This window comes from Vibrio sp. 704 (genome assembly GCF_033339295.1).
The window spans coordinates 1-19,933 of record NZ_JAWOUH010000030.1; the positions used below are offsets into that span (position 1 = coordinate 1).

Below are 19,933 nucleotides of genomic sequence, written 5' to 3' on the forward strand. Positions count from 1 at the left end.
AGTAATGTTTGAATTGACTGTGCTGAATCTTTCGATTCAATGGTCACTTCGTTTCATTGAAACCTAATTTGATACCGAGGTATCTAATTGGATTATCATCAACGAGTGCCCACACAGATTGATAGGTTCTTATTTTTAAAGAGCTTTTCTAACATTTTCAGCAACTTAGTTGCTCGTCGTTAGGGGTGCGTATCTTACTTCACACCGTGAGAGAGTCAAGCATTTTTTTCAAATTTCTTTTCTCTCAATTCCGACTCGCTGTGTGACTTTCGTCTCACTCCGTGTCGGTGGATGCGCAGTATAGGGAGTTGAGAAATTAGTACAAGCGTTTTTTGCAAAAAAACTTTCAACAGGTCATTAGTTAGCCAAAAGCGTGATATTTGCATATTTCTTCGTCACATTTGAGACATATCACAGCAATTGGTTGGAAAAACACCAACCATATACGTAAGATTCATGTGTCTATTCTGTTAATGGACAATCGATCTCTTTATCACTATGTGTAGTAATTAAAATGACGTCTAAAAAAAATCTGATTTTATGTGTTGGGCTGGCCGTCGTTGGGGGAATCGTCTTCTCTCAAGTCACCATCCCACCAGCCTTGAGTTTTCTCATTGGTGTTATCGCTACTGCTTTTTTATTTTCATTTTCTAGCCAGACACCTTCTATTCAATCAACGGACTCGGATCCATCGACTAAAACTCTGTATGTCGGCAACCTTCCTTATAAGGCCAATGAGAGTCACGTTCGCGATTTGTTTGCTGAATATGGACAGGTCTATGCAGTACGCTTAATGAAAGATAAGCGCACTGGAAAAAGAAGAGGGTTTGGTTTTGTCGTGATGGCTGCGGCAGATGCCAAGCCAGCTATCGCTAAACTTAATGAAAAGGAATATATGGAAAGAACGCTAAAAGTTAGAATTGCGAACGATCCTAAACACCCGGATGGTGGTAAACCAGAACAGGATTAAAACCTAGCTTCTTTAAACAAATGTTCAGTGCATCTTCCTGCCAAGGAGTTGCACTGGCATAAATCGACTTACTTCCCTCTTCCGTATCCTCAATTTCATCACTTAATAGTAATGCTTTTACTCGACGTGCAATGGCTGCACCCGAATCAATTAAAGTAACGTCCCCACCCAAAGCTTGATGAATTTCCTCTTTGATTAAAGGGAAGTGAGTACAACCGAGCACCGCAACGTCTACTTTATCGCGAAGCGGAAGCAGGATTTTTGTCAGTTCGTCTAGAGAAACGCTGTTGCCTCGCAACTTCTCTTCGGCCATATCCACCAAGCGAGTTGATCCCAACAGCTCAACTGGTTTGCCTTGCGCAAAGTCTCGTATTAACTCGTGAGTATATTGGCGTGTTACTGTCGCCGGAGTGGCGATCAGCCCTACCCCTTTTGATGCTAAAAGCGATGCGGGTTTAATCGCAGGGACAACACCAACAACGGGAATCGATAAATTTTCGCGTAAGGAAGGAAGCACTATGGTGCTCGCCGTGTTGCAAGCAATGACGACAATGTCGACTTGGTGTTCTTCGACTAAAGAAGAGACCAGTTGGTTAACTCGTGAAACGAGTACAGCCTGATCGAGTTCACCATAAGGGTAAGCCTGATTATCGAATAAGTATAAGTAGTCTAGCTGGGGCAATAGGCGATGTATCTCTTGGAATACAGAAAGACCACCAACACCAGAGTCAAAAACTAGGACTTTTTTCTTACTTGCTACTCGCACGAGTCTTACCTAAAGAACAGAAACGTTGCGATCATACTGCGTAGATTTGTTTTGGCAATGCTTTAGCATGGTATCTTTGATGGCTGAATCTATCTCCAGATTCTACATCTCGCTTCGTCAACTCGATATGTCCTTGAAAAGATGGCGAAGACGTGACCAATGTGTGAAATTCACCATTTTCCCCACAGGGATCAATTTGACTTGGTAATGACTCTATTAGGGCTTTGTCATACCAGCGACCACACCATTCTGGAGGGAGAACTCTTCCGTCGATGGTGATTAACATAGTTTGAATACCACGCTCTATGATTTCCATCGCTAGTTTTTCGCTGCTCTCCCCTAATAGAGGAAAGACGCATTCCCAGCCAACAGGTTCAATATAGCTGCGTCGGTAATCGGCAATGCCATTACAAAACATATCACCAAATGCGACAGCTTCTATGTTCAGACCACTACTTTGTAATGCATTAACGATGGTCGATTGATAAATGTCGTTACTTGGAAAGATTTCAGGTAGCTCGATAGTAATGAGCGGAAGCGCAAGTAAGTCTGCTTGCATTTGTACGACTTCAAGCGGAGTTGCTTGGAAAGGGACTTCTTTCCCTACGTAAGTCGTGTACAAACCGACAACTTGATAATTTGGATTCTCGTTAAGGCGCTCAAGCGTTAATGTCGAATCTTTACCACTGGACCAACTGATCACCACTCGCTTGGGTTTCTTCATTCGATTTTCCACCACAAAATATTAAAAACCGCCCGAAGGCGGTTTGTGCTCATTCACGATTAGAATTCGTAGCCAACGTTGATATAGTACGCTCGCTCTGCAGCGGGGTAACCTTTTGCCATCTCATACTCTTCATCAAGTAGATTATCGATACGAGCGCTAATAGAGGTCGACTCATTCGGATAGTAAGTCACTGCCGTATCAACCAACGAGTAAGAAGAAAGCGTGATATCTTGTGAAGGCCAAGTGCTGTAATCCACATCTGGACGCTTACCGACGTACTGATAGCTAACCGACCAGTCCACTTTATCGAAGCTCACTAAAGCATTCCACTTATACATTTCTTTAGCGCGACGCTGCAACTGATGCCCTTTATCGTCTTCAGCATCTTTGTAATCTGCACTCAACTGGTGCTGCACAATCCCTGTATCAAACTCAGCAACAAGCTCCACACCTTGGATATGTGTTTCACCATCGACATTCAAATATTTGTACGTGGTTGGATGGTAATCGATAAGATTCGTGATTTTATAGTCATAACCCGTGACGGACCAAAAAACGCCTTGGACATCACCGCTGAATGCTAGCTCCCAAGCATCTGACTCTTCCGGCTTCAGATCTTTCTCACCGTATGTCGGGTCATACTGCTGATATAGGTTTGGAGCCTTAAACGCAGTACCAAAAGAGGCTTTAACCCCAAACTCTGGTACAAACTGGTAACCAGCCGCTAAACTGTAAGTGAACTCACTACCGTATTCTTCATTATCATCAAGGCGAGCACTGCCCTCGAGCATTGCTTTATCAATACTAGTGGTTGCCATACCAAACAGAGCGCCATTGGTACGATCAAACGTTTTATTCGCACTCTTGTCTTTATAAGACTCGTTGCGCCAATCAATACCACCAGCCAACGTCGTATTGTTGTTTAGCAAGTAACTGTTGGTCCACTGGACATTTTGCTGCTCAAGTTCATCTTCAGTACCTGAGTGTTTGCCTTTTGCTTGCTCATAGTTCCAAGACTTCTGTTTCTGTGCTGTTACTTGTAGTTCTGACATCACATTATCAGACTGATACTTACCGCCCAGAGTGACAGAAAGATCGTCTTTTTCTGCTTCGTAGTAACCGCGACTACCGTAGCTGCTGTCATATTGATAAACATTTTCGTAAGCACGTAGGTTACCAAATGCAGACCACTGGTCATTGAAGTTATGCACGTAACCTAGCAGACCATTCTTTGTATCAAAGCCATGGCGATCACCGTCATTAACTCCCGGTACAGGACGAACGTTATAACCATCATCACTTTCACTACCAAGCGCGATATTTAGCTGGCCGCTCTCTGTGACTTTAATACCAGATGCCACACTCAATTCTTGATAATCTAAACTACCTAAACCCGCACTTAACTTCGTTCCTTCTTCGTCAGCACGCGCAATGGTGATGATATTGATCACGCCACCAATCGCTTCTGAGCCGTAAAGTGACGCACGCGCACCACGCACGTACTCAATACGTTGAACGTAAGTAAGTGGGATTTGGTTAAAGTCCACAGCGCCCTTCGCTGCTCGTGCAAAACGTACGCCATCAACCAGTACTAAAACTTGGTCGGAACTGGTTCCACGAACAAATAAAGACGCTAACTGACCACGACCACCATTTTGTGAAACTTGAATTCCGGTAAGGCGACGCAATACATCTGGTAGGGTTTTCGCTTGAATGCGATCGATGTCTTGTCGAGTAACTACTTCGACATCTGCCAACGTACGGCTTTCGGCTTGCTCAAAACGGTTTGCCGTAACAACGATGGTTTCGTCAGTGGAGGTTTCCTGGGCCTGTAGATAAGAGACAGGTGAAAGCAGCGATGCCAAAGTGATCGCCAGTGCGGATTTTCTCATTGTATTGTCCTAAATCGCGTAATTCCTTCCGAGCCCTGTCGTCATGACAGTCCAGTGCTGTGGCTCAGTTGTTGGCAGGTATTCGGACTCAAGAGCACGGGTGTACCGCCTACTTGCTCGACTTCCCACATAAACTAATGCAGTGTCTGATGAGCGTTCGTTCTCTTTTACCGCTGCGCGTCAGTTCTGGATTTACACCAGATTCCCATTTCAGCCATCTAGATTGCTAGATAGCACCAACTTGAGGCAAATATTATTCAGCTATTGATTATTTGTCCAGCCAATATTGCCCTTAGAAGTTGTAACGTTTTGATTGATTTTGCTTTCTACTCTGCCTGTACGCACTATCTTTAAATCAATTCCAGTACAAAACTGGACATCCTATTGAGATTGAATAAAATCTGCGCTCTTAAATTGAATGCACCATAAAAGGTAAGATCATGGCTACTCTTGATGTAAACCCACAACGCTACCAAGAACAACTGGCAGAAAAAGTCGAACGTCTCACGGATATGTTCGCGCCATACAACATGCCAGAACTGGAAGTGTTTGAATCACCAGAGCAGCACTACCGCATGCGTGCTGAGTTCCGTGTTTGGCATGAAGGCGAAGATCTTTACTACATCATGTTCAACCAAGAAACTCGTGAGAAATACCGTGTTGACCAATTTCCTGCTGCAAGCCGTCTGATCAACGACCTGATGCCGCTATTGGTTGAAGCGATGAAAGACAACGACTCACTACGTCGTAAACTGTTCCAGGTGGATTTCCTATCGACACTAAGTGGTGAGATTCTGGTTTCACTCCTTTACCATCGCCAACTTGATGAAGAGTGGATTGAAAACGCGAAAGCCCTTAAACAGCGTTTAAATGATGAAGGCTTCAATCTAAACATCATTGGTCGTGCTCGTAAGATGAAGATTGTCCTAGACCGCGACTACGTGATCGAGAAGCTCGATGTAAATGGTCAAAGCTACATCTACCAACAAGTAGAGAACAGCTTCACTCAGCCGAACGGCAAAGTCGCAGAGAAGATGCTGGAATGGGCGGTCGACTGTACCCAAGAAAGCACTGGCGACCTACTAGAGCTTTACTGTGGTAACGGTAACTTCTCGCTGGCGTTGGCACAGAATTTCGACCGCGTACTGGCAACTGAGCTAGCGAAGCCATCTGTGGTATCTGCACAGTACAACATCGCCGCCAATAAGATTGATAACGTACAAATCTTACGTCTATCGGCAGAGGAATTTACTCAAGCGATCGAAGGTAAGCGTGAATTCCGTCGTCTACAAGATGCAGGTGTGGATCTGAAGAGCTACAACTGCAACACGATTTTTGTCGATCCACCACGTGCTGGGATGGATGTCGATACTTGTAAAATGGTGCAAGGTTACGAGCGCATCATGTACATCTCTTGTAACCCTGAGACTCTAAAAGAGAACTTGGACATTCTATGCGAAACACACAACGTGACGCGTTTTGCTCTGTTTGACCAATTCCCTTATACCCACCACATGGAAGCAGGTGTACTGCTAGAGCGCATTAAGTAAGGGATTAAACGGCTTTTAATTGTAGCAAAAATCACTCTGGGTACGGCTTGGGGTACGGGAGCATCTAAAATGCTCGATTGCTATGATTGGATTTGATGTCAACGCCACCAGCTTTGCTCGTGGCGTTTTTGTTTCGGACATAACTAAAATCAAAAATCAGTACGCGCTCATTTTTATAACCAATCCGTTCTGAGAACTAAAACATCTAGGCTATTTTTTAGTTTGCTTGGTGTACTCCTGCTCGATGAGATACTCAATAAGCTTGTTTTTCTTCATATCAAGTGCTTTAGACAGGTGATCAATTTTCTTTTGCAGAGACTCCTCCATCTCAAAACTGTAGGCCTTAACCTTTTTAAGCTTGTTCTTCTCTCTATGCTTATATTGATTCCATGAAAGATTCAGTTTATGAACGTACACACTTTTGCCAACAATGTACTCCTCACCTGAGGTATTTATTGAAAACTGAGAGCTTTGGTCCCAAAAAAAGAACGATATCGCTAACGATAAGCTATGCGCTTTTGCACTAACAGGAATCTCAATGGGTAGAAAAATGCCGTCATTCTCTAGCCTACTTTCTGTCCATTGAGCCCTGTCTCTATTGTCTTCCAAAGTTAGTTTGAAGAATGCTGATTGCCTAAACTCAAGATATCTCCTCTTGAGAGCATACAACAATTCTTTCTGTGATTTTGCATCAACTTTATTTTCTGAAAACAAGTAATGTAAATAAAGAATAGTATGCATCTTTGACTTAGAGTTATTCTCACGAAAGCTCGGCACTGTAATAGTAGTGATACGACCTAAGTGACTGTTAGCGAAAACCGTCTTGAAATCCATGTTCAGATTCCTGTTTAACAGCTTAGTGTTATTGGTCTTGCAACGAAAACCGAGCAGCATGAAGTACCAGACAAAATAACATGTCTCGTAATCTCTAAAATCAATCCATTCATATTCACTCAAAGCGACATTACTTTCTGCAAAGCGGTTTCTTTTTTGCTTGAGATCTTCAACTTTACCCTTCCTAACCGCATCTTTCGCAATGTCTATTCTTAAGTCGATGTCATCCTGATTACTTACAATGTTTAGCTCAAAGCTCACATCAAAAAGAAACCTAGGGTCACTATCTACATTTATATTCTCGACAACACTAGCCATTTATTACTCAGTAATTTTAAAGTATTTATTAGGTATTTTTTAAATGTTTTTAAGGTGTTTTTCAAGTATAAATATGAAAGAAAATCCACCGCCAAACCTAGCTTTAGCAAGGTTATCATGGCCTTTTCATTGAGAAATCACGGAGATTAGACCTGTTCTTATGTGACAGCGTAAGCTCAGGCATGACGTGATTGGCAAAATGACATCGTTTGATGTCTGTTTTTTTGAAAAGGAAAGAGGCGTTTCGCCAAACTGATGGGTAGTTTTTATCAGAGTAACTTTTGCAAGTTTTGAAGCCACTGGAAGCCTTGTTGAACAAAGATACGTGGCTGGAGGAATGGAGTGAAAGACTGTCGGTAATAATAGTATTTATATGAATCTTATCTAATTAATTACAACAACCTATCTACCTATTGAGAACACTAACCAATAGGAATGATAGAAATGAACAATTATCTTGAACATGCAGAAATACTCACCATCGATGATATGGACTTACCGGTATACTCCAAGAAAGGACCTCTAATACCTTCCTGCCTTTTAGCTATTAAAAACACTTTTGATCGGGCTCTAGAGCAATACTCTCGAACGTTGCTACTTCGTATCGATTTAAGATACCCCAAAAGTTTTTCAAGCGAGAAAGTATCAAGTAAGCAAATCACAAAATTTCAAGAGTCCTTCAAAGCGATGATGTGTGCTTACCTAAAACGTAAGACGCACAACCGCCACTCTAAGCCACGATTTATTTGGTGCAAAGAGGCCGTCACTTCAGAGAACCCTCACTATCACGTTGCCGTATTGCTAAATGGTGATGTTTTTCAAGGAATGGGACCTTACGATGATGTTACGGGAGAATACGTTTCTGGAATGATTGCTAAGGCTTGGGCAAGTGCGACAGGTCTTTCGGTTGAACAGGCAAATCGTGCAATTTATTTCGCTAAGAGCAGCACGTGTGAAATCAATAAGAGGTGCGATAAAGAGCTCTATGAGAATCAATACAATCAAGCCTTTTACCGTGTTAGTTACTTTGCTAAAAAAGAAAGCAAACTATCTGGGAACGGAAGAAGCTTCGGTTACAGTCGCTATTGAGTTTACAAAAAAAGAAAGGCCCCTGTGGCCTTTCAGTTGTTTAATCCGCATTTAAGCGGTAACTCCCTTCACTAGAGTGAATGTCAATTTGTAGGACTCTACAGGGCGTTGTAGTGACATAACCAGTAGACTCTCCGTACTTCAAATCCACTTCGGGATAAGGAAGCCATTTCACACCAATAGACTTGTTGTTACTGGAGGGCTTTTTGTAATCAGGGTTGCTCATGTTTTTGAGTAACTCTTCAGATTGGCTGTACTTATTCTTGTTGACGGTAATCTTTGGTGTTTCTGGTCTAGCGACTTCACAGTTACCTCGGTTAACTTCGATCCCGAAGACAGTCGAGTAGTCAAAGAGGGACGTTACATATATTTTCGTTTTTGGTCCCCATCGGGTGTTGATGTCTTTGTATTCGACTTTGTAGCCCTCAGCAGACGCAGTAAAGGTCATAAGCAGTGTTAGTGCTGCGGTAATTACAATAGGTTTCATGAGATATCCTTTATCTATTATTCAATGAGTTGATATTAAAAGGTGGTTGCGACAACTTATGTCGAAGAGAGGTTGGCTTTGAGAGATGTAACCGTAGTGGCGCTTATCTACCAGCCAAAGAGATAGCGTAAACTGCCTAAGCATGCCCCTAGTGCACCGCCTATAATTTTGCCCAGGTGCTTACCTGTCGTGCCAAACACACTTCCTATCTCTTCACCGTATTGCGCACCTTGAGTCGTCGTGTCGAAGATTGCCTCCCACAAACTAAGACTGGTTTTTTTGTTGTAATCACTGGCATCGTTGTCTTTCCAACTCTCATGTCGAGGGGAAAGCGTGCGATTCGCCAGTAAGACCCGTTTATTTTTTGGTAAACGTTCAACAATCAAATACAGCAACTTGGAAAGGTTATAGGGCCGTTGCTTGGCCAATCCATCACAGTGCCCCGCAACGTAGTAGACGGGTTTTAGATAAACCCCTGTTGCACGCAATACGCGTCGATGAACCGAGCGCACCATGGTTTCAAGATAAGTTTTAGACACGGGTGTCGGTGTATTGCTTTCGTAGTCCCAGGCTTGATTTCCTTTTAACGCATTATCGGCTTGATTAATGGCGATGATTAAACGGTGCTGTGCGTCTTCGCCTAATGCAGGAATAAGCACATCGTTAATCAAGGTGATAGGTGTACCTAAATCGCGTGAGCTACCATCAAGAACCACAAGTACCAAGTCAATCACGAAACGGTTCTGCTCATCTCTCGCTCTCAGCGTATTTTTCAATAAGCGGGCATGGCGCTTATCTTCTTCGATACCATCCCCCAGACCAGGACTATCCCAAAGAATAAGATTGTTCAGACGATATTGCGTAACACCCTGCGTGTGCGGCTCACAACTGATGCCCACCTCTGCAACACTCATGTCAAAGAGAGCGTTAATCGTTGAGCTTTTTCCTGCTCCGGTGGCTCCTGTAATGAGGATGTTGAGCTCGGTGGCTCTCATTTGTTTGAGGTTATCGAGTAACTTGGTGCGAGTACGCTCATTGAGGGATGCCTGGCGTATCTCACTTTCAAGCGTAGTGAAAAGATCGTGCTGTTCGGACATAAGCGCTCCTTAGTTAGCGTCCGGAAAAATTACAACTAGCTACCTCCTTATGACGAACAAATCATGAGGACAGAAAAATGAGACTAATTCGACTAAAAGAAGTGCTGGGTAATACAGGTTTGAGCCGTGCGTATATGTACAAGCTCATGGCAGAGGGTAAGTTCCCTAAATCGGTATCACTGGGTTTTCGCAGCGTGGCTTGGGTAGAAAGCGAGGTCCAAGACTGGATATTAGAAAGAGTGACAGAGCGAGATGAACAGTTGGGATTACCACAACCAGAAGTTTGATTGATTCTTTGGTGGAGATATAAAGCAGCAGGCTAAAGCTTAGCTAGATTGATAAAAGTTAATGAGAAATCTGAATGTCGTCGTAACACTCCCATTCGACGTACTGAAGAAAGTTTTGCTCCCACATTTGATACAGCTCATCGAAACCTGGAGAGCGAATGCTTTGCCATCCCGTGGCGACGGTAAAAGCGACTTGATTGCCAAAGTCAAAATCAATGCATCGCTCTAACTCCGGATAATAGCTCCCCATATACGCAAAATCGGTAATGTAGAGAATATCAACCGTTTTACCATTCACAATGTTGAGGCCAATCTCAACCGGATGATATCCCCCTTCTTCCGCGCTATAGCTTTTGTCTCGAAAATGGATAGAGAGGGCATGGCTGGTGGACTGTGTTGATTCCATTGAGGCATGACAATGTTGGTTTAATAACGCCAGAAGCTTATTAGAAACAGGCAGCACTGACGGCGTAAAATTCAGTATAGACATGGCTAGATCTCCTAAAAGTGGCCGAGGTTAAAATGTGATCATGAGTGGTGTTCATCGAAGGTTTGAATCATCGATAACTGAATGTCATCAAAGAGGGACTGAGTAAGGTGTCGAGAGAGCGCGTTCAGCCAAGTATCTAACAGCGCTTTCACTTGCGGGTGTGCGAGACTTGCAGCACCGCTATCTGGTTGATAACACCAAAGATTGAAGAGATGAAAGTAGAGTTCAGGCTCCATCTCACTCGGTTTATTTTCCGAATAAGAAAAACTCGCTAAACAGACGACCTGCCAATCTTCACTGGCCGAAGTCCGACGAAATTGTATTTCAATGGGGTGAAGCCCCTGCCCCGTCTGGTAATAGCGTCTTTGTCGACAGTTCAGGACCATACGCTGAGCTTGTGGAGGAATCGAATAACGTTGGATTATCAAAAGCAATGCTCGATGAAAGCTATCCTGCAATTCCAGTTCACCCGATGTTTTCTGGATCATAGTAGCCCCCTTTCTGCAAAAGAGATGGCGCTATCGCCAACCACGATATGATCAAGAACTCGAATGTCCACCAGCGCTAAAGCCTCTTTGAGCCTTTGCGTAATTTGTTTATCGGCTTGGGAAGGTGTGGCATCACCAGAAGGGTGATTGTGAGCAAAGATGAGTGCGGCGGCATTGACTTTTAAAGCCGCTTTGAGGACTTCTCGGGGATAAACACTTGCCGAATCAATTGTGCCAAAGAAGAGCTCTTCAAAAGCAATAAGGCGATGCTGATTATCTAGAAACATCACCGCAAACACCTCTCTTTCATGGTGTTTTAATTTGCAAGATAAATAGGTTTTTGTTGCTTCGGGATTGCAATATTGTTCGCCTCGGAGAGCCCGTGTGGCAAGGATTTCAGCGGCCGCGTCGAGCACCTTATCTGCTGTGACAGGACCATCAAAATAGTAGTTGTTTTCGTGCATAAAAAGCTCCTAAAAATGAAACCGTTGGGATATACACGAAGATAATATCTATCTGAAATTCCTTTCATTACTGCTACACATAATGAAATGGTCCAATTGAGATAAAAAGAGCTTCCCTGCTGATAACAATCGATATTCGCTTACGTTTAGTAGATACACTCAACTTTCAAAGGCAAGAGATGCATGTGAGCCTAATGACATAAATCAAATAAATAGCATTCAATAATCAGATAATACTAAAAGTGTTAATTAACCACACATTAAGAGCTTGATTGCAGTGCTATTTGTGAGTATAAGGTGATTCTAGTTCAAAAAATCAATCATTTAGATAACAATAAAGTCAATGAACATAAAACTAATTAGCAGTGCGATCAGTGTGGTTATGTTGTCAGGCTGTACAAGTATGATGCAGAGAAACGACTTCGATAGCTTCAATTCAAAACTTGATTCTGGTGACTTTTCGGGAGCATCTCAAGTAGCCTTAGAACATGCTGGCTACGATAACGATTCAGGTGAAACAAGCGACCTACTATGGACATTGCAAGCTGGTGCAAGCTTGAACTATGCAGGTGAATACGAATTATCCACCAAGCTGCTTGATGAAACAGAAACAATGATGAAAGAAGAAGATACGGAAAGTACTGCTTCTGAGGGAGTTGAGCTTATTGGTTCAATGGTTGGAAATGACGCCATGTTGGCTTACGAACAAGCGCATTACGACGGCATCATGACAAATACCATTAAAGCATGGAATTTTATATCACTTCATGACTATCAAAATGCTCGCGTTGAACTAAATAGAGCAGAAGAGCGACAGCGTAGAGCTGCTCAACATTTTGCAGATATCATTAAGGAGCGAAGCGAAGAACTGGAGTCTGAAGCTGGTGAGTCAAGCGCTTTGGTAAAGCAGACCATAGAATCGGATTTGACACAAAATACACTAAAAAAAGCAGGTATTGAGCAAGGCCAATGGAAACCTTATGAAGGCTACGTAAACCCTTTTACTACATACTCTTACGGTCTTCATTTACTCATCACAGGTAAATCTAAGTCAGACTTTGAAAAAGCTGCTAACTCTTTCAAGCGTGTACACTCTCTTACTGGTTCACCTGCTGCCAAAGCGGACTATCAATTGGCACGTAGTATGGTTAAAAATCCAAGCCAATCTAAGCTAAAAGATCAAGTTTGGGTGATTTTTGAAAATGGCAAATCGCCAGTGAAAGAAGAGCGTCGAATTGATCTGCCAATTTTCTTACTGTCTAACAATGTATCTTATGCTGGTATCGCAATTCCTACCTTGAAAAAACGCGGTACAACATTTGACAGCATTACAATTAATGGTTCAAAGACCAGCACTATTGCAGATATGGATAAGATAATTAGTGCCGAATTCGATCAGGAGTTTCCATATATTTTAGCTCGTGAAATCACCCGAGTAACATTAAAAACCATCGCTCAAAAACAAGTTAAAGATGAAAACGCTTTACTTGGTGATGCATTAGCCATTTTACAAATGGTGACTACTGGTGCTGATATTCGAACTTTCTCAGCCCTACCGAGTGAATATCAAGCAACTCGAATCAAAGCCAAACACAATACAGTTGAAATAAAGGCAGGATCTTTCACTATTCCAGTTGAGCTTAGTACAGAATCTAACAAACACATCATCTACGTGAAAGCGGTCTCTCCATTAATAGAACCATCCGTAAAAGTCGTAAATATTTAAGGATAAACATGAAAAAATTGACAATTGCAGCTGTTGTAGCTGTTGTAGCTGCGATGAGCTTGGTTGGTTGTAAAACAACCACATCTTATATTGATGCTGCTGATACAACGACAAATGTGGTAGCAGCCCTCTCTTACGCTGATTTCTCGAAAGCAGCAAATGAAATGGCTGATGACATTATTTCTAATAAATTGATGACTCACCCTCAAGCAGATGTTGGTGGTCGATACATTATTTATGTAAGTGGCATTGAGAATGACACTATGCAGCGCTTAGACACTGATCAGCTAACCAAATCTTTAAGAGTAAAGTTACTTCAATCAGGAAAATTCTTAGTAACAACTGCATTCGGTGAGGACGATGCCACAAAAAAAATGCGTGATTTAAAAAATTCCAAAATGGTCAAACAGGCAAGTGTCAAAGGAGATAACCAAGTACTAGCCCCAGACTTTAGCCTATCAGGCAAAATCCTTCAGCGAGACTCAACTCTAGATAACGGAGATACACGAATTGAGTACTATTTCCAAATGTCACTAACCAATATAGAAAATGGTTTAGCGTATTGGGAAGGAGAGCGAGTAGTCGGCAAGGTAGCGGATGGCTCAAGTGTGAGCTGGTAGGTAGCGTCAAATGATGGGCAGTGAAAGCTGCCCATTACTTTTAGTTAGAGGGTTAGGTGATTAAAAATGAAATTAAACCAATTACTTACAGCAATGGTAATCGCTGGCTTGTCATTACCAACACATGCATCTCAAGAAGGTAATTTAGTAGATACAACAACGGTAGCAGAAATAACAGAAGAGGCTGCGGGCAAACAAACCGATAAAGATGTGGTCCAAGTTCAAAACGATGTTGATACCACTGATGCCATTGATGAAAAGCTTGATGCTTATGTGTCAAACGTAAAACGCACCTTATATAAACAGGGTAAGCAACATAGTGTATTTATTTATTCTGGTTCTGCTGAAATCATGGCAGATCGCAATGACCCTCGATGGGCAGAGTTTCGAGTAGCAGCATTAGATAAGGCCGTATTAGAGGCGCAAAAAGAATACTTACAAACACTAAATACCAGTGTCGAAAATAACATGCTTTACTCCATGACAAAAAATAGCGGCTTGCCGACCCCGACTGAAGAGGATTTTAAGAGTGACTCTCAGATGGCGAGCTTCTTAGATAAAGTGGTTGCGGTGCTAGAAGGTAAACTTGATGCAGAATTACAAGAAATGGGGATTGATCCAAAAGAGTTTGAAGCAGCCCCACCACCGATCAAGCGCGATCTATTTAAAGAGTCAGTGATCAAGCAGACTATAAGGTCTTCATACGGTGATTTGGCTGGAATGATGATTATCAAAACTTATGAAGAAATCAGAGATTCTGGTCAAGGGACAGTTGGGGTTGTTCTTGCTTTGTCTGCAAATAAACGAGATCAAGTTCGTGCAATGATCGATTCCGGCGGTCAAATTACACCACAGAAAGATAAAGCTAACCCTAAAATGACATCTATCTACGATATGTTCTATAACCAAAAAGACAGTCTATATCTGAAGGTAGGAACTCAAGTTAGCTATGACTCCGACGGCTATCCCATGTTGATTTCATACGGTCAAGCAGGCGTTACTTATACATCCTCACCAACGGAAAGAAAAATTGAACGTAAAGCAGCTAAGAGCTTTGCAACGAACAACGCTTGGGCGAGCTTGGCACAAACCTATAATCTGAATGGCGATTTCCAAGAGTCAACTTCAGAGGAAAACCGTGTCAGTAAAGCTGAGCAGTTCGATTTGATAACGGGTGCTGTTCGCAAAAAGTCCCCAGGCTTAACTAATGAATTAATCAAATCCGTTCAACAAAGTGCTTCAATGACATCAAGTGTACAAAATATGACTGGTGTAAGTACTGAGTTTGAATGGCGTCGTAAGCACCCTGTGATGGGGCATGAAATGGTGGGGACGGTACTCGTTTGGCATCCTAAGAAGATTGTGAGTGCAAAAAATATGGCAAGTGGAATGAGTGCTGAAAAGCTGGAGCAAGAAGCCCTGGGAGCAGAAACTCTCTCTGATAACATTAACTCGGCTGAATCGGAAGATATGTTTGATGTGGCGGATTTTTAACATGAATAAAAGGCTTATACTACTTTGCGCAGCAAGCTTATTCTCATGTTTATCTAGTGCTGCAAGTTATGAGAAAGTTATAACAAATGGGCAAGGAGAAACATTAGATCAGGCTATTGATGTCAGTTTAAGGCGTGCGGTAGAACAGGTCTCAGGTGTATCTATTGAAAGTGCCCGCACTTCACTCCTTACATCAATTAACGACGGAAAGACAAAACAGTTAAACGACTCTATGGCAGATGGCACTGCAACATACTCGCGAGGGAACGTTAAGTACAAAGTGCTACATGAAAAGTGTTCAAGTTATGGCTGTGAGGTAAAGTTAGAGGTTAAGGTTGAGGTTGACCCTAGAGAGAAAATAAAAGATCAAAATGCCAAAAGAAGAACAATCGCTGTTGGTAGTTTTTCTGGCCCAAAAGGCACTATTATCGGCAAAAAAGTCGAAGAACTTTTGGTGCAAGACCGAAAGTTCAAAGTACTATATGACAGACTCGACCCAACGTTACAGTATTTTGTAACTGGTCAGGTTGTTACTGCTAACACTAACAAAAGTGTCGTCGATAACTCACGTACCGTAGAGCTCACAGGGGAAAGCATTAAAGATGTGAAAACCTACTATAGCTCTAAAGTTTTGGTAAAATTTCAAATTCTCGATGTTGTCAATAATCAAGTGAAATGGTCAGCAACTATTCCAACCACTTCAAGTAGAAACAATTTGAATCTTCTGGTTGATATTGCTTCGAAAAAAATATTTAACCAACTAAAAGATAACATTTATCCGTTAGTGGTTTTAGTTGGCGATAATGGCTCTTTAGTTTTGAACTCGGGCGGCAATACAGTTAAGCAAGGACAATACTTTGATGTCTTCAATTTGGGTGAAAAATTTATCGATCCAGTGACAAAAGAGAGTTTAGGCCACGATGAAATCAAAGTTGCGACCATTGAAGTGACCAAAGTATTGCCTAAGTTTGCCTATGCAAAAGTAGTAAAAGGAAATATTGCAGAAATCGAAAATCATAGTATTGCACGTAAGTCCGCTTATACGAAGTCAAAACGAAAGCAAACAGAGCATGCGAAGCCAAAAGTCGTTAAGCCTAAAGAGGAAAAGAAAACTACAGGGATCATTCTCTAAATACAAACACACTTTAAATAATATTCAGCAGAAAGTGGGATGATAAGACAGGACCAATGTCAGCACTAATGGAAAGGCAAGGCTCTCAGACCTTGCCCTTCATTTAATCATGCCGCATACCACCCGTCAGCCAGCACTTCAGCTTGATCCAGAACCAGCTTAATTGCCTCTTCTGCTGCATCAGGTGGATATTTCCAGCGACGCAATAAACGGCGTACAAGGTTGCGCATCCGCGCACGCACGCTTTCTCGTTTCTGCCAATCTACAGTAGCCGATTTACGCAGTTGGTGCGTGAGTTCAATAGCGAGTTGGCGCAAGTTGTCATCGCCTAAGGTGCGCACAGATGCCTCGTTGGTGACCAATGCACGGTAAAACGCAATTTCATCAGTGGAAAGCCCCAGTTTTTCCATCATCTCAGCGTCAGCTTGCATCTCTTTCGCCCACTGTATCAGCTCTTCAATCACCTGCGCGGTTTCAATGTTGCGATTATGGTATTTCTGCAGAAGAGCCATCGCTCTATTTTCTAGCTACCTGCTTGATATCAAAAGTGAAGAACATCATTTCTTCGATTCTAAGAACTTAATTCATCTTCTGGATAACGACCCTGGGCCAATCACAAAAGAGTGGTTTAAAGATGAATGCATCGAATGTTGGGAAGCGCTTTATGTAGATGGCCCACGTTATGCTTATACCGAGCTTGTCTACCCTGACGACAGTGGTGTCATTTTTGAAGAATACGTACCACTAGACATGGTAAGTGAAGATGTATGGGATTCGCTTTATGAGCGCTATAAAAACAAACTGAAAGAACATGTAGAGTTCGCCCAATAACTCTTGTGTCTTACCTCTCATCAAACTAAGAAAATAACCGTCAATAATAGGAACCAAGAGAAAATGACCGCGACAATTTCAGTCAGTAAAAGTGCGATATTTGAGCTAATCATGGCTGGTTTAGAGGCTTATGCGATAAAGCACGAGGGCAGCAAATCAGTCTCCATAGAGACAGCGGCCCACCTTTGGGGATATGCGAATAAAGCCCACCCATTTAAATGTACGATAAATCATGTTTCTGTTGAAACATCAGCTAAAAGAAAATGCTCTTCAGTTGAATGGAACCCACTCTCTCTTTCAATAAAAAAAGATATCGCTAAAGTTTTCGGCGAGGATTATCAATACATTGGAACGGCTCATTCTCATCCCTACTTACGCGAAGAGGTCATTGACGCAGCAACGATTAGAAGCAATAAACTGTACGAGCTATCTTCTTCGGATCACTGGTGTGAGCTTGCGCGTCCTGAAATACAGGTTGCAGGAAGATCATACAGTGTGGCAATGATATTAACGGTCCACTCTATGCTAAAAGCCAACAATCGAATGGATGGGATTTATGGTGAAGCACCGCTTATTGAATTTTCACTAGGAAATATCAAATGCTGGTTATATGGTCGAGTATTTGAGCACAAACTTAAGTCATCTTTAACTGACGAAGAACAACACAGCTTTGAGCGCTATCAACTGGATATTAACGATTTCTCAGACGATGAAACTATCGCAGTACCTGTAGAAACCATCTTAGAAAGCAACATCGCTCTTGATGTATTATGTGAAAGTTTTGGTCGGCTGAAATTTGAAGGGAATAACTCAACATATCACTCGGCTGACGATGCTGAGGGCAGATGGTAAAGAAACGAAGCAGAAGTCTCGTGAAATAACCACCTCTAGCCACCTATCAAAACTAATTCGTCCCCGACTTCTGTTCTTCCTAATACTTGAAATCAGGTATTAGGAAGGTGATTGCTCCTTCCTAATACTTAAGCACTACGCATAATGGGGCTATATCATTAATTTCAGGCCTCTCACTTGAAGAGATCGAGTTCGGTGCGATTCCTACCATTATGTTTAGCTTGATAAAGAGCATCATCGGCACGTTTAAGAGTCTCGCTAATCGGCTCATCTTCTGCTGACCAATGAGACACTCCGATAGAAATCGTAACATGCCCTACGGCATCAAACTTGTTTAATGCAATAGATTTACGGATTCTCTCGGCAACGAGTTTAGCCTGATGTATGTCGGTTTTGACTAAGAAAACGATAAACTCTTCGCCACCAGAGCGGCAAACAATATCAACTTCTCGTGCCTGAGCCTTGATCATACTTGCCACACTGACTAATAAATCATCGCCGACATCATGACCAAAGCTATCATTCACTTTTTTAAAGTAATCAACATCCAAAACTAGCACAGAAAAGGGAGTTTTTTGTGCGAGCAAGGTATCAATCGCCTTACCTTGACCTCTGCGGTTCAGTAGCCCAGTCATGGGATCAGTTAAAGTATCTAGGTGCAGCTGATCAATAGTGCTGGATACAATATTGAACGTGCTGAGAAATGAACGTTTCAAGTATGACGCTTCAAAATACCAAGGCTTCACTTCATTTAAGTCTTGCTTGGTAGAGTTATGGCTTTCAAAACTTTTGACTACACTGGCTAATTGCCATAAAGGTTTCGATATAAAAATAGAAGAAACCCAAATAATCAAAAATATAAGAACACTAACTGGGAGTGACTCTATAAACATATGCCACATTTGATCGTCAAGCATAGACAAAACGCGCTCTTCTGGCTTCTCAGCAATAATCCCCCAGCCAGCATGTTTTACGGGCGCGTATCCAGAGAGCATGCCAACGCTCTGGGAGTTAACGATAGCTTTTCCCCCTTCCTCACCACGACTTACCGCTCTTATTGCTTCGTTATTAGTAATAACTTCTCCAATTCGTTGCGGATCAGGGTGATAAATCAACGTCTGATGCTTATCGACAACATACAAATATGACCCATCTTTGTAACTATGCTGCCCAAGAATTGTCCTTAATATATTTTTTTGATCGAGGTAGATGGTTCCCGCAACATAGCCTAAGTAATCGCCGTTTTCAGAAAAGATAGGATACGACATGCTTGTCAAATAGTTACCAGCAGGGGATACAAATGGATTCGTGATAAGTGGAGTTTTCGCGTTTAGAGACTGTAACGCGCTTTCTTCAGTTAATTGAACACCTTTCACTTCAATAGTTTCTGGTGAAACCGATATGATGACGCCGTCCGCATTAACAATTACGACAGAGTTGAAAGAGTCGGTTTGAGTTCGCAATCGATTTGCCTCTTGCTGCAATACAAGCGGTTCAAGCATTCTACGGCTGATTATAGGTGCGCTGTACTCTAGTTGGGATAAAGCATAATCAATAAAAGTATCCGTTATTTCCGCCATTTTAACGGCATATACACGGTTGGACTCTATGGTATTGTTAACTAGCAGCTCATGCTGAACTCTATATATGGAGTGAAAAGTATTAAGAAGAGTGACTAGTACACTGAACACACTCAGGCACAGAATTAACTTTCTCAGATTTAACTTATCCCTCATCTGTTTCATTTCCTCCATATACTCCATAAGTTAAATCATCCATTTTTTCATTAGATATAAAAGACATTGCCACTCACAGATCT

The 19,933-nt window shown here is 42.2% G+C and carries 19 protein-coding genes, 2 pseudogenes and 1 riboswitch; of the genes and pseudogenes, 10 read left to right on the forward strand and 11 right to left on the reverse strand.

The features are described 5' to 3' along the window. Positions 1–514 precede the first annotated feature (514 nt). On the forward strand, positions 515–970 hold the full coding sequence (locus tag R7R24_RS23015; RefSeq protein WP_064354401.1) for an RNA-binding protein: 456 nt from the start codon (positions 515–517) through the stop codon (positions 968–970). Here R7R24_RS23015 and murI read toward each other — a convergent pair. The 3 genes from murI to btuB are packed head-to-tail and all read right to left on the reverse strand — an operon-like array spanning position 933 to position 4,355. After that, positions 933–1,736: a glutamate racemase gene (gene murI / locus R7R24_RS23020; RefSeq protein WP_064354402.1), complete on the reverse strand. Its 804-nt coding sequence runs from the start codon at positions 1,734–1,736 to the stop codon at positions 933–935. The genes R7R24_RS23015 and murI overlap by 38 nt on opposite strands. A gap of 31 nt (positions 1,737–1,767) precedes the next feature. Then, positions 1,768–2,460, reverse strand: coding sequence for an ATPase (locus R7R24_RS23025; RefSeq protein WP_005378675.1), 693 nt, complete (start codon positions 2,458–2,460; stop codon positions 1,768–1,770). Between the two features lie 59 nt (positions 2,461–2,519). Further along, complete coding sequence (gene btuB / locus R7R24_RS23030) at positions 2,520–4,355, reverse strand: TonB-dependent vitamin B12 receptor (RefSeq protein ID WP_005378674.1); 1,836 nt, start codon at positions 4,353–4,355, stop codon at positions 2,520–2,522. Between the two features lie 55 nt (positions 4,356–4,410). Beyond that, positions 4,411–4,611: riboswitch (cobalamin riboswitch) on the reverse strand. Between the two features lie 184 nt (positions 4,612–4,795). Between btuB and trmA the strand changes: the two genes are divergently transcribed. Next, positions 4,796–5,905, forward strand: coding sequence for a tRNA (uridine(54)-C5)-methyltransferase TrmA (trmA, locus tag R7R24_RS23035; RefSeq protein WP_205391035.1), 1,110 nt, complete (start codon positions 4,796–4,798; stop codon positions 5,903–5,905). A gap of 210 nt (positions 5,906–6,115) precedes the next feature. Here the strand turns inward: trmA and R7R24_RS23040 are convergent, their stop codons facing one another. After that, complete coding sequence (locus tag R7R24_RS23040) at positions 6,116–7,057, reverse strand: hypothetical protein (protein WP_213883926.1); 942 nt, start codon at positions 7,055–7,057, stop codon at positions 6,116–6,118. 444 nt (positions 7,058–7,501) lie between these two features. Between R7R24_RS23040 and R7R24_RS23045 the strand changes: the two genes are divergently transcribed. After that, positions 7,502–8,146, forward strand: coding sequence for an inovirus Gp2 family protein (locus R7R24_RS23045; RefSeq protein ID WP_025575941.1), 645 nt, complete (start codon positions 7,502–7,504; stop codon positions 8,144–8,146). Positions 8,147–8,186: 40 nt separating this feature from the next. Here R7R24_RS23045 and R7R24_RS23050 read toward each other — a convergent pair whose 3' ends face one another. Together R7R24_RS23050 and R7R24_RS23055 are read right to left on the reverse strand one after the other, a co-directional pair. Continuing rightward, positions 8,187–8,633, reverse strand: a complete 447-nt coding sequence (locus tag R7R24_RS23050) for a hypothetical protein (RefSeq protein WP_213883924.1) — start codon at positions 8,631–8,633, stop codon at positions 8,187–8,189. A 107-nt stretch (positions 8,634–8,740) separates the two neighbouring features. Then, positions 8,741–9,730, reverse strand: a complete 990-nt coding sequence (locus R7R24_RS23055; RefSeq protein WP_213883922.1) for a GTPase family protein — start codon at positions 9,728–9,730, stop codon at positions 8,741–8,743. A gap of 77 nt (positions 9,731–9,807) precedes the next feature. Here R7R24_RS23055 and R7R24_RS23060 point away from each other — a divergent pair, with 77 nt between their 5' ends. Next, entirely contained in the window at positions 9,808–10,017 is a 210-nt protein-coding gene (locus tag R7R24_RS23060) for a helix-turn-helix transcriptional regulator (RefSeq protein ID WP_025575948.1), read from the forward strand. 58 nt (positions 10,018–10,075) lie between these two features. Here R7R24_RS23060 and R7R24_RS23065 read toward each other — a convergent pair whose 3' ends face one another. Genes R7R24_RS23065 through radC form a run of 3 tightly spaced genes read right to left on the reverse strand, consistent with a single transcriptional unit; the run spans position 10,076 to position 11,459 of the window. Next, positions 10,076–10,507 carry a DUF2787 family protein gene (locus R7R24_RS23065; RefSeq protein WP_020904487.1) on the reverse strand — a complete coding sequence of 144 codons (432 nt, stop codon included), beginning with the start codon at positions 10,505–10,507 and terminating at the stop codon, positions 10,076–10,078. 38 nt (positions 10,508–10,545) lie between these two features. Further along, a complete protein-coding gene (locus R7R24_RS23070) occupies positions 10,546–10,995 on the reverse strand; it encodes a DUF2787 family protein (protein ID WP_025575951.1) in 450 nt (149 codons plus the stop codon). Next, on the reverse strand, positions 10,992–11,459 hold the full coding sequence (gene radC, locus R7R24_RS23075) for a RadC family protein (protein WP_025575953.1): 468 nt from the start codon (positions 11,457–11,459) through the stop codon (positions 10,992–10,994). The genes R7R24_RS23070 and radC overlap by 4 nt, the downstream gene beginning before the upstream one ends. 343 nt (positions 11,460–11,802) lie before the next feature. Here radC and R7R24_RS23080 point away from each other — a divergent pair, with 343 nt between their 5' ends. From R7R24_RS23080 to R7R24_RS23095, 4 genes are all read left to right on the forward strand, one after another. After that, a complete protein-coding gene (locus R7R24_RS23080; RefSeq protein ID WP_025575954.1) occupies positions 11,803–13,185 on the forward strand; it encodes a COG3014 family protein in 1,383 nt (460 codons plus the stop codon). 8 nt (positions 13,186–13,193) lie between these two features. Then, entirely contained in the window at positions 13,194–13,805 is a 612-nt protein-coding gene (lpoB, locus tag R7R24_RS23085; RefSeq protein WP_213883920.1) for a penicillin-binding protein activator LpoB, read from the forward strand. A 66-nt stretch (positions 13,806–13,871) separates the two neighbouring features. After that, complete coding sequence (locus tag R7R24_RS23090) at positions 13,872–15,299, forward strand: DUF6844 domain-containing protein (protein ID WP_318119655.1); 1,428 nt, start codon at positions 13,872–13,874, stop codon at positions 15,297–15,299. Position 15,300: 1 nt separating this feature from the next. Continuing rightward, positions 15,301–16,431 carry a hypothetical protein gene (locus R7R24_RS23095; protein ID WP_025575956.1) on the forward strand — a complete coding sequence of 377 codons (1,131 nt, stop codon included), beginning with the start codon at positions 15,301–15,303 and terminating at the stop codon, positions 16,429–16,431. Positions 16,432–16,538: 107 nt separating this feature from the next. On the opposite strand, the pseudogene R7R24_RS23100 reads toward R7R24_RS23095, so the two are convergent. Continuing rightward, positions 16,539–16,949, reverse strand: a pseudogene (locus R7R24_RS23100) (type I restriction enzyme endonuclease domain-containing protein); the annotation flags it as partial. Between R7R24_RS23100 and R7R24_RS23105 the strand changes: the two are divergent. Further along, positions 16,915–17,262: pseudogene (locus R7R24_RS23105) on the forward strand (hypothetical protein); the annotation flags it as partial. The pseudogenes R7R24_RS23100 and R7R24_RS23105 overlap by 35 nt on opposite strands. Before the next feature lie 63 nt (positions 17,263–17,325). Beyond that, a complete protein-coding gene (locus R7R24_RS23110; RefSeq protein WP_025576416.1) occupies positions 17,326–18,114 on the forward strand; it encodes a hypothetical protein in 789 nt (262 codons plus the stop codon). 173 nt (positions 18,115–18,287) lie between these two features. On the opposite strand, the gene R7R24_RS23115 is transcribed toward R7R24_RS23110, so the two are convergent. Further along, positions 18,288–19,850, reverse strand: coding sequence for a sensor domain-containing diguanylate cyclase (locus tag R7R24_RS23115; RefSeq protein WP_025576417.1), 1,563 nt, complete (start codon positions 19,848–19,850; stop codon positions 18,288–18,290). Positions 19,851–19,933 lie beyond the last annotated feature (83 nt).

Bases quoted from the DNA above. Each gene is read 5' to 3' on its own strand.
- R7R24_RS23065 (WP_020904487.1), bottom strand. From the start codon at position 10,507: ATGTCTATACTGAATTTTACGCCGTCAGTGCTGCCTGTTTCTAATAAG.
- R7R24_RS23110 (WP_025576416.1), top strand. From the start codon at position 17,326: ATGACCGCGACAATTTCAGTCAGTAAAAGTGCGATATTTGAGCTAATC.
- R7R24_RS23045 (WP_025575941.1), top strand. From the start codon at position 7,502: ATGAACAATTATCTTGAACATGCAGAAATACTCACCATCGATGATATG.
- R7R24_RS23115 (WP_025576417.1), bottom strand. From the start codon at position 19,850: ATGAGGGATAAGTTAAATCTGAGAAAGTTAATTCTGTGCCTGAGTGTG.
- R7R24_RS23040 (WP_213883926.1), bottom strand. From the start codon at position 7,057: ATGGCTAGTGTTGTCGAGAATATAAATGTAGATAGTGACCCTAGGTTT.
- R7R24_RS23015 (WP_064354401.1), top strand. From the start codon at position 515: ATGACGTCTAAAAAAAATCTGATTTTATGTGTTGGGCTGGCCGTCGTT.
- R7R24_RS23025 (WP_005378675.1), bottom strand. From the start codon at position 2,460: ATGAAGAAACCCAAGCGAGTGGTGATCAGTTGGTCCAGTGGTAAAGAT.
- R7R24_RS23055 (WP_213883922.1), bottom strand. From the start codon at position 9,730: ATGTCCGAACAGCACGATCTTTTCACTACGCTTGAAAGTGAGATACGC.
- lpoB (WP_213883920.1), top strand. From the start codon at position 13,194: ATGAAAAAATTGACAATTGCAGCTGTTGTAGCTGTTGTAGCTGCGATG.
- R7R24_RS23095 (WP_025575956.1), top strand. From the start codon at position 15,301: ATGAATAAAAGGCTTATACTACTTTGCGCAGCAAGCTTATTCTCATGT.
- R7R24_RS23050 (WP_213883924.1), bottom strand. From the start codon at position 8,633: ATGAAACCTATTGTAATTACCGCAGCACTAACACTGCTTATGACCTTT.
- R7R24_RS23060 (WP_025575948.1), top strand. From the start codon at position 9,808: ATGAGACTAATTCGACTAAAAGAAGTGCTGGGTAATACAGGTTTGAGC.
- R7R24_RS23080 (WP_025575954.1), top strand. From the start codon at position 11,803: ATGAACATAAAACTAATTAGCAGTGCGATCAGTGTGGTTATGTTGTCA.
- R7R24_RS23090 (WP_318119655.1), top strand. From the start codon at position 13,872: ATGAAATTAAACCAATTACTTACAGCAATGGTAATCGCTGGCTTGTCA.
- trmA (WP_205391035.1), top strand. From the start codon at position 4,796: ATGGCTACTCTTGATGTAAACCCACAACGCTACCAAGAACAACTGGCA.
- btuB (WP_005378674.1), bottom strand. From the start codon at position 4,355: ATGAGAAAATCCGCACTGGCGATCACTTTGGCATCGCTGCTTTCACCT.
- R7R24_RS23070 (WP_025575951.1), bottom strand. From the start codon at position 10,995: ATGATCCAGAAAACATCGGGTGAACTGGAATTGCAGGATAGCTTTCAT.
- radC (WP_025575953.1), bottom strand. From the start codon at position 11,459: ATGCACGAAAACAACTACTATTTTGATGGTCCTGTCACAGCAGATAAG.